Source organism: Chromobacterium alticapitis, from assembly GCF_002924365.1.
Classification (GTDB): Bacteria; Pseudomonadota; Gammaproteobacteria; order Burkholderiales; family Chromobacteriaceae; genus Chromobacterium; species Chromobacterium alticapitis.
In genome coordinates, this window is the sequence record NZ_PQWB01000140.1 from 3005 (window position 1) to 16386 (window position 13382).

At 64.6% G+C, this 13382-nt stretch carries 16 protein-coding genes; 4 read left to right on the forward strand and 12 right to left on the reverse strand.

What is annotated here, in order from left to right:
• Positions 1-385 (reverse strand): copper ion binding protein (locus C2I19_RS22660; RefSeq protein WP_233201292.1); only part of this gene is annotated, 385 nt, incomplete at its 3' end.
• 129 nt (positions 386-514) lie between these two features.
• Between C2I19_RS22660 and pncA the strand changes: the two genes are divergently transcribed.
• A complete protein-coding gene (gene pncA / locus C2I19_RS19550; protein ID WP_103904285.1) occupies positions 515-1147 on the forward strand; it encodes a bifunctional nicotinamidase/pyrazinamidase in 633 nt (210 codons plus the stop codon).
• A 39-nt stretch (positions 1148-1186) separates the two neighbouring features.
• On the opposite strand, the gene corA is transcribed toward pncA, so the two are convergent.
• From corA to C2I19_RS19595, 9 genes are all read right to left on the reverse strand, one after another.
• Positions 1187-2254 carry a magnesium/cobalt transporter CorA gene (gene corA / locus C2I19_RS19555; protein ID WP_103904286.1) on the reverse strand — a complete coding sequence of 356 codons (1068 nt, stop codon included), beginning with the start codon at positions 2252-2254 and terminating at the stop codon, positions 1187-1189.
• Between the two features lie 88 nt (positions 2255-2342).
• Positions 2343-3836: an exopolyphosphatase gene (gene ppx / locus C2I19_RS19560; protein ID WP_103904297.1), complete on the reverse strand. Its 1494-nt coding sequence runs from the start codon at positions 3834-3836 to the stop codon at positions 2343-2345.
• Between the two features lie 141 nt (positions 3837-3977).
• The gene (gene phoU, locus C2I19_RS19565; RefSeq protein WP_103904287.1) at positions 3978-4682 is read right to left on the reverse strand and encodes a phosphate signaling complex protein PhoU; all 705 of its coding nucleotides are present in this window, start codon (positions 4680-4682) and stop codon (positions 3978-3980) included.
• Between the two features lie 129 nt (positions 4683-4811).
• Entirely contained in the window at positions 4812-5471 is a 660-nt protein-coding gene (rpiA, locus tag C2I19_RS19570) for a ribose-5-phosphate isomerase RpiA (protein WP_103904288.1), read from the reverse strand.
• Between the two features lie 105 nt (positions 5472-5576).
• A complete protein-coding gene (gene ispF / locus C2I19_RS19575; RefSeq protein WP_103904289.1) occupies positions 5577-6053 on the reverse strand; it encodes a 2-C-methyl-D-erythritol 2,4-cyclodiphosphate synthase in 477 nt (158 codons plus the stop codon).
• A 29-nt stretch (positions 6054-6082) separates the two neighbouring features.
• Positions 6083-6769: a 2-C-methyl-D-erythritol 4-phosphate cytidylyltransferase gene (gene ispD / locus C2I19_RS19580; RefSeq protein WP_103904290.1), complete on the reverse strand. Its 687-nt coding sequence runs from the start codon at positions 6767-6769 to the stop codon at positions 6083-6085.
• 2 nt (positions 6770-6771) lie between these two features.
• Positions 6772-7494, reverse strand: coding sequence for a DNA polymerase III subunit epsilon (dnaQ, locus tag C2I19_RS19585; RefSeq protein WP_103904291.1), 723 nt, complete (start codon positions 7492-7494; stop codon positions 6772-6774).
• 49 nt (positions 7495-7543) lie between these two features.
• A complete protein-coding gene (rnhA, locus tag C2I19_RS19590; protein ID WP_103904292.1) occupies positions 7544-7987 on the reverse strand; it encodes a ribonuclease HI in 444 nt (147 codons plus the stop codon).
• A 16-nt stretch (positions 7988-8003) separates the two neighbouring features.
• Positions 8004-8762: a class I SAM-dependent methyltransferase gene (locus C2I19_RS19595; RefSeq protein ID WP_103904293.1), complete on the reverse strand. Its 759-nt coding sequence runs from the start codon at positions 8760-8762 to the stop codon at positions 8004-8006.
• 13 nt (positions 8763-8775) lie between these two features.
• Here C2I19_RS19595 and gloB point away from each other — a divergent pair, with 13 nt between their 5' ends.
• Both gloB and C2I19_RS19605 read left to right on the forward strand, forming a co-directional pair.
• A complete protein-coding gene (gene gloB / locus C2I19_RS19600; protein ID WP_103904294.1) occupies positions 8776-9546 on the forward strand; it encodes a hydroxyacylglutathione hydrolase in 771 nt (256 codons plus the stop codon).
• A gap of 198 nt (positions 9547-9744) precedes the next feature.
• Entirely contained in the window at positions 9745-11478 is a 1734-nt protein-coding gene (locus C2I19_RS19605) for a LysM peptidoglycan-binding domain-containing protein (protein WP_233201293.1), read from the forward strand.
• Positions 11479-11522: 44 nt separating this feature from the next.
• Here C2I19_RS19605 and C2I19_RS19610 read toward each other — a convergent pair whose 3' ends face one another.
• Complete coding sequence (locus tag C2I19_RS19610; protein ID WP_103904296.1) at positions 11523-12584, reverse strand: FUSC family protein; 1062 nt, start codon at positions 12582-12584, stop codon at positions 11523-11525.
• A 4-nt stretch (positions 12585-12588) separates the two neighbouring features.
• Positions 12589-13041, reverse strand: a complete 453-nt coding sequence (gene dtd / locus C2I19_RS19615) for a D-aminoacyl-tRNA deacylase (RefSeq protein ID WP_103904298.1) — start codon at positions 13039-13041, stop codon at positions 12589-12591.
• A 111-nt stretch (positions 13042-13152) separates the two neighbouring features.
• Here dtd and yaaA point away from each other — a divergent pair.
• Positions 13153-13382 (forward strand): peroxide stress protein YaaA (gene yaaA, locus C2I19_RS19620; RefSeq protein WP_146056882.1); only part of this gene is annotated, 230 nt, incomplete at its 3' end.

The window sequence follows — 13382 nt, forward strand, 5'->3', positions numbered from 1 at the left end:
GCACGGCGGCCAGCACGGCGGTTCGCTCGGCCAGGCCGGGGAGAAATTCGATGCGGGCGGATTCGCTGGCGAAATTGACGCTGGCGCTGACGCCGGGCAGCCGGCTCAGCGCCTTCTCCAGCCGCGCGGCGCAAGCGGCGCAGCTCATGCCGGAGATGCCGAGCTGCAGGGTCTGCTTAGGCACGGCGAAGCCGCAGCGCTCTATGGTTTCCACCAATTGCTGCGGCGTGGCTTGCGCAGGGTCGTAGCGCAGCTGGGCGCTCTCGCTGGCGAAGCTGACCGCGGCCTCTACGCCCGACAGCCGGTTCAATTGCTTCTCGATGCGCGCAGCGCAGGCGGCGCAGCTCATGCCGGAAACCGGCAGCGTCAGCAGGGATTGCGTCATGATGACCTCCTGCGTCCATTATATACCCCCAAAGGGTATAAAAGACAAGCGTAGAAACCGCCATGGCCTTTACCCATGGCCGCAGCCGTGTTAACAAATACACCTGAACACAACAAGAAGGTGTCGCCCATGCCCTTGAAACGTTATGGCGCCGACTGCGCATTGCTGGTGGTGGACGTGCAGAACAGCTTCTGTCCCGGCGGCGAACTGGCCGTGCCCGGCGGCGATGAAATCGTGCCCCTGATCAACCACCTGTCGCTCTTGTTCGAAAACGTGATCCTGACCCAGGACTGGCACCCGCGCGGCCATGTATCCTTCGCCAGCAGCCATGCCGGCAAACAGCCTTTCCAAAGCCTTGAGCTGCCCTACGGCGCGCAAACGCTATGGCCGGACCATTGCGTGGCCGGCAGCCGCGGCGCGGACTTCCATCCGGAACTGGAAACCGAGCGCGCCCGGCTGGTCGTGCGCAAAGGCATCCACGCCCAAGTGGACAGCTACTCCGCCTTCGTCGAGGCCGACAGGACCACGCTGACCGGCCTGGCCGGCTATCTGAACGCGCTGGGAATCAAAAAAGTATGGCTGGCAGGCCTGGCCACGGACTTCTGCGTGGCCTGGAGCGCCATCGACGCGCGCGCCGCCGGCTTCGAGACTTTCGTGGTGGAAGACGCCTGCCGCGCCATAGACATCGACGGCTCGCTGGTCGAGGCTTGGGCGAAGATGCGCCAGGCAGGGGTCAAGCGCGTGCGATCGGATGAGGTGTGAAACCCGTAGCGCGGCTTGGCCGCGCTACATGCGCGCATCTCAAATCCACCGCCGCTTCCAGAACCACCAGCCCATGCCGGCGGAAATGCTCCCCATCGCCAGCAGCACCACGTAGTAGCCGTAACGCCATTTCAGCTCCGGCATGTTCTCGAAGTTCATGCCGTAGATGCCGGCGATCAGCGTCAACGGCATGAAAATCATGGTGATCACGGTCAGCACGCGCATTTGCAGGTTCAGCCGGTGCGATTGCGTGGAGAGGTATAAATCCAGCATGTCCCCCACCATTTCGCGGCTCATCTCCAGCGACTCCAGCACATGTATGGTGTGGTCGTAGGCGTCGCGCAGATAAACCAGCGTCTCAGCGGCGAACCGCTCGCGCTCGTTGCGGTTCAGCGCCAGCAGCATCTCGCGCAGCGGCAGCAGCGCGCGCCTGAGTTTGAGGCAATCCCGCTTCAGGCGCTGGATTTGCCTGAGCACGCCCTGCTCGCCTCCGGACATCAGCTTGCCGTCCGTCGCCTCCACTTTTTCGTTGAACTGGCTCAGCACCGCCAGATAATCGTCTATCACCGCGTCGAGCAGAGAATACGCCAGGTAGTCCGCCCCCTTGCGGCGGATTTGGCCGCGCGGGTGGCGCAGGCGTTCGCGCACGGCCTCGAACACGCCGGTCGGCCGCTCCTGGAAGGTCAGCACGAAACCGTCGCCTATCACCAGGTAGATCTGATCAGACTGCAGCCTGCCGCCGCCTGCCGGGTAGTCAAACACCCGAGCGGCGATGAACAGGTAATCGTCGTAATCCTCCACCTTGGGCCGCTGGCGCGCGCTGAGGATGTCTTCCAACACCAATGGATGCAGGCCGAAGCGCTCGCCTATCCGCCGCATCGCAGCCGCGTCGCGCAGGCCGTAGACGTTGAACCAGGACACGCCGTCGCCGCAGCGGTGCGCCAGCGCCCGCTCCAGATCGTTGAACACAGTCTCCGTCAGCGCGGCGGCATTGTAATCGAACAGCGAGACGCTGACTTGACCGTGTTTGGCCGCGCCTTCGGGAATCAGGGCGCCGGGCGCCTCGCCCAGCGTGGGAATCTTGTGTTTTAGCGTCTGGTGTCGCATAGCGCTCCATTGGAAAGTCACGGGAAAGCCAGCCGTAAAGACAAAGGCCCGGACAAGTCCGGGCCTTTGCGGCAAACCATGCGGGCCTTTACTGCTGGACAATATCCAGTTTGAAGCCCACGCTCTTCCATTGGTTCACTTCCTGGCGGAAGCTGCTGGCGGTAAGCGGATTGACGTCCAGCCAGGCCTTGCTGACTTTCAGCTCGAAGCCGCTGGCGTTTTGCCTCAGATCCAGCACCTCCGGCAGCGCCACAGGCTGGCGGCGGCGATGGAACAACACGGCCAGCCTGAGCGCGACCACGGCCTGCCACAGCGCCGCCTGGCTGATATATTGCGACATCTTGCCCATATCGCCGCGGTGGCCCAGCACGATGGCGGCCAGCGTGGCCTGCTCGCGCTTGGAGAAGCCAGGCATGTCCGCGTTCTGCACGATATAGGCGGAATGCTTGTGATAAGCGGTGTGGGCGATGGTCAGGCCGATCTCGTGCAGCTTGGCCGCCCAGGACAGCAACTTCAGCATGTCCTGCTCCACATCCTCGCACGCCAGCATGCGGTACAGCCGCTCCGCCAGCAGGTTGACGCGCTCGGCCTGCTGCGCGTCCACGTGGTAGCGGCGCTTGAACAGCCCCACCGTGCTGTCGCGCATGTCCTTCTCGCGCTGCCGGCCCAGCAGGTCGTACAGCACGCCGTCGCGCAGCGCGCCTTCGGTGACGATCATCTTCTCGACCTGCAGCTCCTCGAACACCGCGATCATGATGGCGAGACCGCCGGCCAGCACAGGGGCGCGGTCGGCCTTCAGGCCATTGACCTTGATCGCGTCTATGCTGCCCTGCTTGATCAGCAGCTCGCGCAATTGCTCCATGCCTTGCAGCGTGATGTCTGAACGGCTCCAGTCGTTGATTTCCAGCACGTCGCGCAGGGAGCGGGCGGTGCCGGAGGTGCCGACGGCGAGCTGCCACTCGCTGGGACGGTATTCGTGGCGAATGCGCTGGATTTCATTGCGCGCGGCCAGCACCGCGTCGCGGAAGTTGCCTCGCGTCAGTTTGCCTTCGGGAAAGAAGCGCAGCGTGTAGCTGACGCAGCCCAGCGGCAGGCTTTCGGTGACCAGCGCCTTGTAATGGCTGCCGATGATGAATTCGGTGGACCCGCCGCCGATATCCACCACCATGCGGCGCTCCTTGGTGTCCGGCAGCGAATGGGCGGCGCCAAGATAGATCAGCCGCGCTTCTTCGCGGCCGGCGATGACTTCTATGGGAAAGCCCAGCTTGTCCTCGGCTTGCTCGATGAAGGCCGCCGCGTTCTTGGCTACGCGCAGCGTGTTGGTGCCGACCACGCGCACCTGGGCCGGCACGAAGCCGCGCAGCCGCTCGCCGAAGCGGGCGAGGCAGGCCAGCGCGCGCTGCCAGGTGTCATCGTTCAGATGTTTGTCGGCGGTCAAACCGGCGCCCAGGCGCACGGTCTCCTTCATCACGTCCAGCGCGTACAGCTGGTCGTCCACGACGCGGGAAACCTGCAGGCGGAAGCTGTTGGAGCCGAGATCTACAGTAGCCAATACGGTGTGGGGGGGCGTGGCGTGTGTCAAGGACACCCCTTTTCTTGTTCGATGGTTTCTGTCCGGAACGCGCGGCGCGAAAGCCGAGCGGCGCGGCCGGACGGTAAAATGGCGGTAACCGCGAAATGTTACCGCCATTTTGCCTCCCGCGTCATGCCCGCCGGGTTCGACTCAGCGGCCTAGCGTCTCGCGCTTGATGTCTTCTATCTTGGTGTGGCGGATATCCTTGCCCTTCACCAGATAGACCACATACTCGGAAATGTTCTTGGAGTGGTCGCCGATGCGCTCTATCGCCTTGGACATGAACAGCGTGTCGATGGACATGCTGATGGTGCGCGGATCTTCCATCATGAAGGTGATCAGCTGGCGCAGTTCGGACGCGAAATTCTCGTCCAGCCTCACGTCTTCCTCCGCCAGCTCCAGCGCGGCGGAGGTGTCCAGCCGGGCGAAAGCATCCAGCGCGCGGCGCAGCATGGCCAGCGCCACGCCCGCCATCTTCTCGATTTCGCGGAAGCGCGGCATTTGATAGCGCTCGGACTGATGGATGGTTTTGCCCATGCGCGCGATCTTGGCCGCCTCGTCGCCTATGCGCTCCAGATCGGTGATGATCTTGATCACGGTGAAGACGATGCGCAGATCGCTGGCGGCCGGTTGGCGGCGGGCGATGATGTGCAGACAATCGTCGTCTATGCCGACTTCCATCGCATTGACCAGCGCGTCCTCTGCCGCCACTTTGTCCAGGCGGGCGATATCGCCGGACATCAGGGCATCGACGGCTGACAGGATCTGCTGCTCTACCAATCCGCCCATTTGCAGCACGCGGGTGCGGATGGTTTCCAGCTCCAGATCGAACTGCTTGGAAATATGCTCTGCCATGGTTGCCTCGGTGTCTTGCGGTAAATGGTAAATTGTAAGACAGCCAGGTGACACACACATGACATGTCTTGGACGCCGCCCCGTCCGGCCAACGGCGCGGACAAGGAGACGGCGTCAGCCAGCCCAGACTCAGCGCAGCACGGCCACGCCGTCCTGTTTGCCCAGCAGCAGCACGTCGGCGCGACGGCGGGCGAACAGGCCGCAAGTGACGACGCCGGCGATATGGTTGATGGTTTCCTCTAGCTCCACCGGCTTCATGATCTGCAGACCGTGCACGTCCAGGATCACATTGCCGTTGTCGGTGGTGACGCCCTGGCGCAGCTCCGGGTGGCCGCCCAGCTTGACCAGCTCGCGCGCGACGTAGCTGCGCGCCATCGGGATGACCTCGATAGGCAGCGGGAAAGCGCCCAGCATGGTGACGTACTTCTTCTCGTCAGCGATGCAGATGAACTCGTCGGCCACGCCGGCCACGATCTTCTCGCGCGTCAGCGCCGCACCGCCGCCCTTGATCATGTGCAGGTGGTGGTTGATCTCGTCGGCGCCGTCGATGTAAACCGGCATCTTATCCACTTCGTTGAGATCGAACACCGGGATGTGGTGCGCCTTCAGCCGCGCCGTGGAGGCGTCGGAGCTGGACACGGCGCCCCTGATGCGATCCTTGATGGAGGCCAGCTCTTCGATGAACAGATTGACGGTGCTGCCGGTACCCACGCCGATGATGGCGTCTTCCGGTACGAATTCCAGCGCCTTCTTGGCGACGGCGAGTTTCAGTTGATCCTGAGTCAGCATGATGTCCTCCTGGCTTGTTGTTGTGCCGGCCGTCTCCGCGCGCGGCATGAGCGATGATGTGCAATTATCCCACAAGCGGCCGGCCATGACAGCCGGCCCCGCATGCTAAACCGCGGTCAGCAGGCAAACGGCCTGGGCTTCTATCGCCTCGCAGCGCCCCAGATAGCCCAGCTTCTCGTTGGTCTTGCCCTTGACGTTGACCGCGCCGATCTCCAGCCCCAGGTCCGCCGCGATATTGGCGCGCATCGCGTCGATGTGCGGCGCGAGCTTGGGCCGCTGCGCGATCAGAGTGCTGTCCACATTGACCGGCTGCCAGCCGGCCGCGCGCGCGCGCGCCGCGGCCTCACGCAGCAGAACGCGGCTGTCCGCGCCCTTGAACTCCGCGGCCGTGTCCGGGAAATGGCGGCCGATGTCGCCCAACGCGGCGGCGCCCAACAGCGCGTCGGTGATCGCGTGCAGCAGCGCGTCGGCGTCGGAGTGGCCCAATAGCCCCTTCTCATGCGGGATCTCCACCCCGCCCAGAATCAGAGGCCGCCCCTCCACCAACTGATGCACGTCGTAACCCTGCCCGATACGGAACATAGTCTTCCCTTATTATTGCAATTCTGCGCTCAACGCTCGCCGCGCGCGGCCAGAATGGCCTTGGCCAACGCCAGGTCGCGCGGATAGGTCACTTTGAAGTTCTGCGCGTCCCCCTCCACCAGCAGCGGGCGCAGCCCTTGCCGCTCAACCGCCGAGGCTTCGTCCGTGATGTCCTCCGCCGCAACCGCGGCCAAGGCGCGCGCCAGCAGGCCGGCGCGGAACATCTGCGGCGTTTGCGCCAGCCACAGGCCCTTGCGCGGCACTGTGGCCGCGACATGCCCTTCGGCATCCGCGCGCTTGACCGTGTCCGGCACTGGCAAGGCCAGCAGGCCGCCCACCGGATGGCCGGCCAGCGCGGCGATCAGGCGCTCCACCGCCGCCACCGACAGACAGCAGCGCGCGGCGTCATGCACCAGCACCCAGTCGTCGTCGCCGCAGGCCAGTTCGGCCAGACCATTGGCCACGCTTTGCGCCCGGCTGGCGCCGCCCACGCGCAGCACTTCCAGCTTGGGCAGCGCCCAGTCGAAGCCGTCGAACCACTCGTCCTGCGGCGAAATCACCACCACCACCCGCTCTATCGCCGGCACCGCGGCCAGCGTGGCCAAGGTATGCCGCATCAGCGGCTGTCCGTTCAATTGCAGGTATTGCTTGGGGCTGGGCGCGCCGAAGCGGCTGCCGGAGCCCGCGGCCGGCACCAAAGCGATCATGCCCGGCATGCTCAACCCTCCGTCGGCGCCGGGGCTTCCCGCGCGCGCCATATGCAGCTGCCCTTGACCGCCTTGTCCAGCGCGTCCAGATAGGCCTGATGCTCGGCCAGCTCGGCCTCGTCCGCCGGCTTCACCATGAGCGGCTTGCGCTCGAAAGTCAGATCCTGCCCCGCCTGCGCGCCGGGCACGTCCACGTCTATGTCCATGGCCAGGCTTTCCTGGCCGCGCGTCATCCATAGATAGACTTCGGACAGCAGCTCGCAGTCCACCAGCGCGCCGTGCAGCGTCCGGTTGGAGCGGTCAATCTCGAAGCGGTCGCACAGCGCGTCCAGGCTGTTGCGCTTGCCCGGGAACATGTCGCGCGCCTCGGCCAGCGTATCGATCACATTGGCGCACAGCTCGCGGACGGGCGGCAGGCCCACCTTGGCGAACTCGGCGTTCAGGAAGCCCACGTCGAACGGCGCGTTGTGGATGATCAGTTCGGCATCGCGCAGGAAATCCGCGATTTCCGACGCCACCTTGGCGAACACCGGTTTGCCTTCCAAAAACTCCAGCGAGATGCCGTGCACGCGCTGTGCGTCCGGATCGATGGCGCGTTCCGGATGGATGTAAAGATGCAGGTGCTTGCCGGTAAGCTTGCGGCCGACCATTTCCAGGCCGGCGAATTCGATGATGCGGTGCCCTTGTTGCGGATCGAGACCGGTGGTTTCGGTATCGAGGATAATCTGTCTCATGCTGCTTCCCGCCCGCCGCGCCGTAACGCCGCGGGTGCTTGTTGCTGGCTCAGACCGTGGCGACGCCCTTGTTGGCGAGCTGGTCGGCCCTTTCGTTGAATTCATGGCCGGCGTGGCCCTTGACCCAGCGCCACTCCACATGCAGATGCCGGTTGCGCTCGGCGTCCAGTTGCTGCCACAGATCGGCGTTCTTGACCGGCTCTTTGGAGGCGGTTTTCCAGCCGCGCGCCTTCCAGCCGTGTATCCATTCGGAAATGCCTTTTTGCACGTATTGCGAGTCGGTGTAGACCACCACGCTGCATGGCCGGTTCAACGCGGCCAGGCCGCGGATCACCGCCATGATCTCCATGCGGTTGTTGGTGGTGCCGCGCTCGCCGCCGAACAATTCCTTTTCCTTGCCTTTGTAGCGCAGCAAAGCGCCCCAGCCGCCGGGGCCCGGATTGCCCTTGCAGGCGCCGTCGGTATAAATCTCTACCCTGTCTTCAGTCGTCATGCTGTCTCGTTCATTGTCAGGTCGGCGCGCCGTCCCGCTCTGCGGTTTCCGGGCGCTTGTGCGTATGCTGGCGTTCATTGCCTGCCACCACGCCCAGCGCGCCCTTGCTCTTTGTCCGTTGCTTCCAATTGGGCGTGATCACGCGCATGCCGCGCTGCCGCTTGACCGCCTCTATGCCGTACACGCCTGCCGCCAAGGGCCACCAGCGCTCGCCGACATCCTCCAGAAAGTCGCAGCGTCCCAGCCAATCCCGCCGCGAGAACGGCGGCGCATAGGCCATGAAAGCGCTGTCTTCCAGCTCCAGATCCAGCAGCGCCAGCCAGTCCTTGATGCGCAACTGGGTGAAGAAATTGCCGTTCCACGGCGCGGACTCCCGCCCCTGGATCAGCCGGCGCACGCCCCACAGCGACAAGGGGTTGAAGCCCGTCAAAATCAAGCGCCCCTCGGGCATCAGCACCCGGTCCGCCTCGCGCAGCACTTGGTGCGGCTGGGTGGTAAAATCCAGAACATGGGGCATGACCAGCAGGTCCAGGCTGCGCGTCTCGAATGGCAGGAAGGCCGGATCGCAACGCACGTCCACCTTGCCGTAGCCGGCCACCCGGCACTGCCAGGGGATGCGGTTGCCGCGCAGGCAGTCCATCTCCGGCAGGCCCACCTGCACCGCGTGGTAGCCGAACACATCCGCCACCGCCCGCTCGAAGTACGCCTGCTCCCGCTCAAGCAGATAACGGCCGAGCTCGGTACCGGTCAGCCAGCTGCCAAACGAATTTTTCATTGAGGAAGGCCTTATGGCAGCCACGTTTAGCATCGCCCCCATCGGGGCGTTCACTGACAATTATATCTGGCTTTTGCGGCAAGGCGCGCGCGCCGTGGCGGTGGACCCAGGCGAAGCCGCGCCGCTGCTGAGCCATCTCGAGCAACACGGACTCGAGCTGGAAGCCATCCTGATCACCCACCATCACGCCGACCACTGCGGCGGACTGGCGGCGCTGAAGCAGGCCAGGCCGGACGCCGTCGTCTATGGGCCGCCGGGCATCGCCGGCGTCGACACTCCCCTGATGGAGGGGGACGTCGTCAAGTTGAGCATGGGCGAGGCGAGCGTGCTGGCCGTGCCCGGCCACACGCTGGACCATCTGGCATATCTACTGGACGACGCGCTGTTTTGCGGCGACACCCTGTTCGCCGCCGGATGCGGCAGGCTGTTCGAGGGCTCGCCGGCCCAGATGCTGGCCTCGCTGAAAAAACTGGCCGAACTGCCGCCGCAGACCAAGGTTTATCCCGCTCACGAGTACACCCTGTCCAATCTGCGCTTCGCCCTGGCCGTCGACCCGGCCAACCCCGTGCTGGCGATGCGCCAGAGCCGCGATCAGGCGCTGCGAGACCGCGGACTGCCCACGCTGCCCAGCACCCTCGCGCTGGAAACCGCGAGCAACCCCTTTTTGCGCAGCGGCGAGCCGGCCATCCGCCAAAGCCTGCTCACGCAAGGCGGCCAGCCCGGCGACGACGAAGCCGCCTGCTTCGCTCGACTGCGCGCCTGGAAGGATGGTTTTCGCGCGTAATGGCATGAGGAATAAGTAACTTCACCAGTCGCGCCTCATTCCCCCTTTACTGCTGGGCTTGATAGTCTATTAACAATGAAAGCGCATGAAATTATTTGTTTTTTTCAATTGACACCCCCTAAACGCATGTTTAGCATCAGCCGAAATCTGAATCATGGGCCCGCTTGAATGAAACGCTTCACCCCATTGGCACTTAGCGTGTCTCTAGCATTGCTGTTCGCATCGTCAGCCATGGCCGGCGAAAACGCGCAGCCGTCCGCCGCTCCGGTGGACGAAGCCCTGGCCGCCGGCCTGGACATGATGCTGCAGAACTCCAGCCTGCTGCGCAATGGCGACGACGTCTGGAAGCGCGTCCGCGAAGGCTTCCAGCTGGACATGGTGAACGCCGACGTGGTCAAGCGGCAGGAAAACCTCTACGCCAGCCGGCCGGAATACTTCAAGCGCACGCTGGACCGCAGCCGAAAATACCTGTTCCACATCATGAACGAGGTGGAGCGCCGCGGCATGCCGACCGAAATCGCGCTGCTGCCCATGGTGGAAAGCGCTTTCGTCCCGACCGCCAGCTCGCGCGTCGGCGCAGCCGGCTTGTGGCAGTTCATGCCGGCCACCGGCCGCCAGTACGGTCTGGAACAAACCTGGTGGTACGACGGCCGGCGCGATGTGATGGACGCCACCCGCGCCGCGCTGGATTATCTGCAAACCCTGTATGCCCAGTTCGGCGACTGGAACCTGGCGCTGGCGGCCTACAACTGGGGTGAAGGCAACCTGGCCCGCGCCATCGCCAAAACCGCGGCCACCGGCCAGACTCCCACTTACGAAAACGTGCGCCTGCCCAGGGAGACGCGAGACTACGTGCCCAAGCTGCTGGCCGTGCGCAACATTCTGGAGCATCCCGAACGATTCGGCATGCGTCTGGATAAATTCCCGAACAAGCCCTACTTCGTCGCCGTTTCCACCGGCAAGCACATGAATGTCGACATCGCCGCCAAGCTGGCGGGAATTTCCGTGGCGGAATTCAAGGAGTTGAACCCGGCCTTCAATCTGCCGGTATTCGCCTACAAGACGGGTCGCCAGATGCTGTTGCCGGCGTCCAAGGCAGACCGCTTCGAAGCCAACCTGGGAAAATGGGACAAGCCGCTTCTGACCTGGGAAGTCTACCTGCCGAAGAGCGACACCAACGCAGCCGCCCTCGCCAATGAGCACGGCATGAGCGCCAGCCAGCTGCTGGCGGCCAACCGCATCAGCGGCGGCACACTGAAAGCCGGCCAGCCGGTTCTGGTGGCGATGAACGACGCGCGCGCCGACAATGCCCAGCCGCTGGAGTCCATGGATGCGCCGCTGCCAGAAACGCCGGCCGCGCAAACCATGCTGGCCAAGGCCGACGCCGCTCCCGCAGCGCCGTTGCTGATCGCCCAGGCAGCGAATGCCGACTCCGCGGCCCGCGCCGCGCAGCCCGCCATGGCCGCGGCGCAACAGTCCCAGGCGGTGGCCGTTCTCGCCTCCTTATCCGGCCAGGACAGCTATACCGTAGCCAGCGGCGATACGCTGTTCAGCATCGCCCGCCGCAGCAATATGAGCGTGGACGACTTGAAGTCCCTGAACAATCTGAGCGGCGATCTGGTTCAAACCGGCCGGCAATTGCGGTTGAAAGCCGCGCAGCCCCAGGCCGACATCCAATTGGCCGATGCCGGCGACGCCAGTCTTCCCCTGGGCGGCGGCGACTCCGCTGCCGATCCGGCCCTGATCAAGGTCAGCGACAGCCGGTCGCAGCCGGCGGCCCGCAGCACAGAGTACGTGGTACAGCGCGGCGATACGCTGTACAGCATCGCCCGCCGCTTCGGCGTCAACCACAGCGACATCCAGCGCCTGAGCGGCAACCATCAAAGCAGCCGCCTGCAGCCTGGCCAGCGGGTCAAGATAGTCGGCCTCTAAGCTCCAGCCCCAACAGCCCGGCGCGTCCGGGCTGTTTCGTTTCCTCAACGCCTCTTTCTCCTTGCGCCTCTCATGCGCCGCACCAAGCTGCGCGCCGGCGGCGGCGACGCGATCAGTCGCGGCAAGATATCCCGCAATTCGCCGCGCAAGGACTCCACCGTCAAAGACAGCTCCGCCACCAGCCAATGACAATGCGAAGGCCTGAGCATGCGCGCCGGATTGTCGGCCGCGGGCAAGGTTTCCGCCAGTAGTTGCGGCTGGTTGAAGCGCAGGGCGTGCGCCGCTCGCAGCAAGGCGCGCACGATGGCGCGCCTGGGCGATCCATCCTCCGCCAACGCCGGCGTCGTGGCAGCCACCTCGCCCATCCTCTCCAGCAGCGTCCAGATGCTGCGCTGGCAACGCTGCACCTGATCCAACTGGCGATTGGACAACGAAGACTCCTGCGTCACCGCCGCCAGCAGGCCGCGCATGCGGATCAGCCGGGAGTTGAACTGATCCAGCGCCGCATCGCCCTCCACCGGCAGGCGCCGGGCGATGCGGTTATACAACAAGGCCGCCTCGCGTAAATTATCGGCAAGCAGGAAGCGCCAGCTGTCCAGCGCCCGCAGCGGCAAGATCGCGGCGGCGGCCATGCCTATCAGCGAGCCGACCAGCACATTGCAGCTGCGCCACAACGCCTCATTGATAGGCTCGTCGCCCAAACCGCCGACAATGACCAGCGTAATGCCGGTCAGCAAAGCCAGATAACCGCCCCGGCCCTGGGCATGCCAGCTGCTCAAGGCCACCACCAACAACATCCAGCCGTAACACAACCAAGGCGAAACGCCATGCAACACGATGGCGACCAGCCCAGCCAGCGCGCCGAGCAGCGAACCGCCCATGCGCTCGAGCGCCTTGCGCCGCACGCCGCCCCAGTGCGGCACGCCTCCCAGCACGATCAAGATAGTCACCAGCATCCAGCCGCCATGCGGCATGCCGCTGCCCATCACCACGCCCAGCCCAAGCAAGAAGGCCAGCGCCACCCGCAACACATGCGCCTGTCGCGCATAGCGGTTCAAGTAATAAGGCACAACCAGCGCCCGCCAGGGATGTTGCCACCGTCTCATGACGCTACTCCGGCTTCTTGCTGTCCAGCCAGATCGTCACCGGGCCGTCATTGACCAGGCTGACCTGCATGTCCGCGCCGAACACACCCGTTGGCACCGGCTTGCCAAGGACATCGGACAAGGCCGCGACGAAGCGTTCGAACATGGGCTGCGAGATCTCGCCGCGCGCTGCGCGCGAATACGATGGGCGGTTGCCTTTTTTCACGCTGGCATGCAGCGTGAACTGGCTGACCGCCAGCGCGTCGCCGCCACAGTCCAGCAGGCTGCGATTCATCACCCCCGCCTCGTCGCTGAAGACGCGCAGCTGGCTGATCTTGCGCGCCAGCCAATCGATATCGGCCGCGTCGTCCGCTTCCTCCACGCCCACCAGCAGCAGCAAGCCGCCGCCTATCTCACCCGTCGTCGCGCCGTCCACCGTCACCGCCGCGCGGCTCACTCTCTGTACCAATACCCGCATGCCCAGCTGCCTTTCATGATTGTTCCGTTTCATTCTATCCAATACGCGGCGACGGGCGCGAGCCGGTCGGCTTCGGTACAATGTCGCCAGATCAAGACAAGGACGCATTGCATGTTGATGGTGATTTCTCCGGCCAAGACGCTGGACTACCAAACGCCCCCCGCCGTGAGCCGCTACAGCCAGCCGGACCTGCTGGACCACAGCGCCGAGCTGATCCGGACGCTGCGCCAAAAGAGCCCGTTGGAAATCGCCAAGCTGATGAGCATCAGCGACCCGCTCGCCAACCTCAATGTCGGCCGCTACGCCGACTGGCAACCGGCCTTCTCGCCCGACAACGCCAA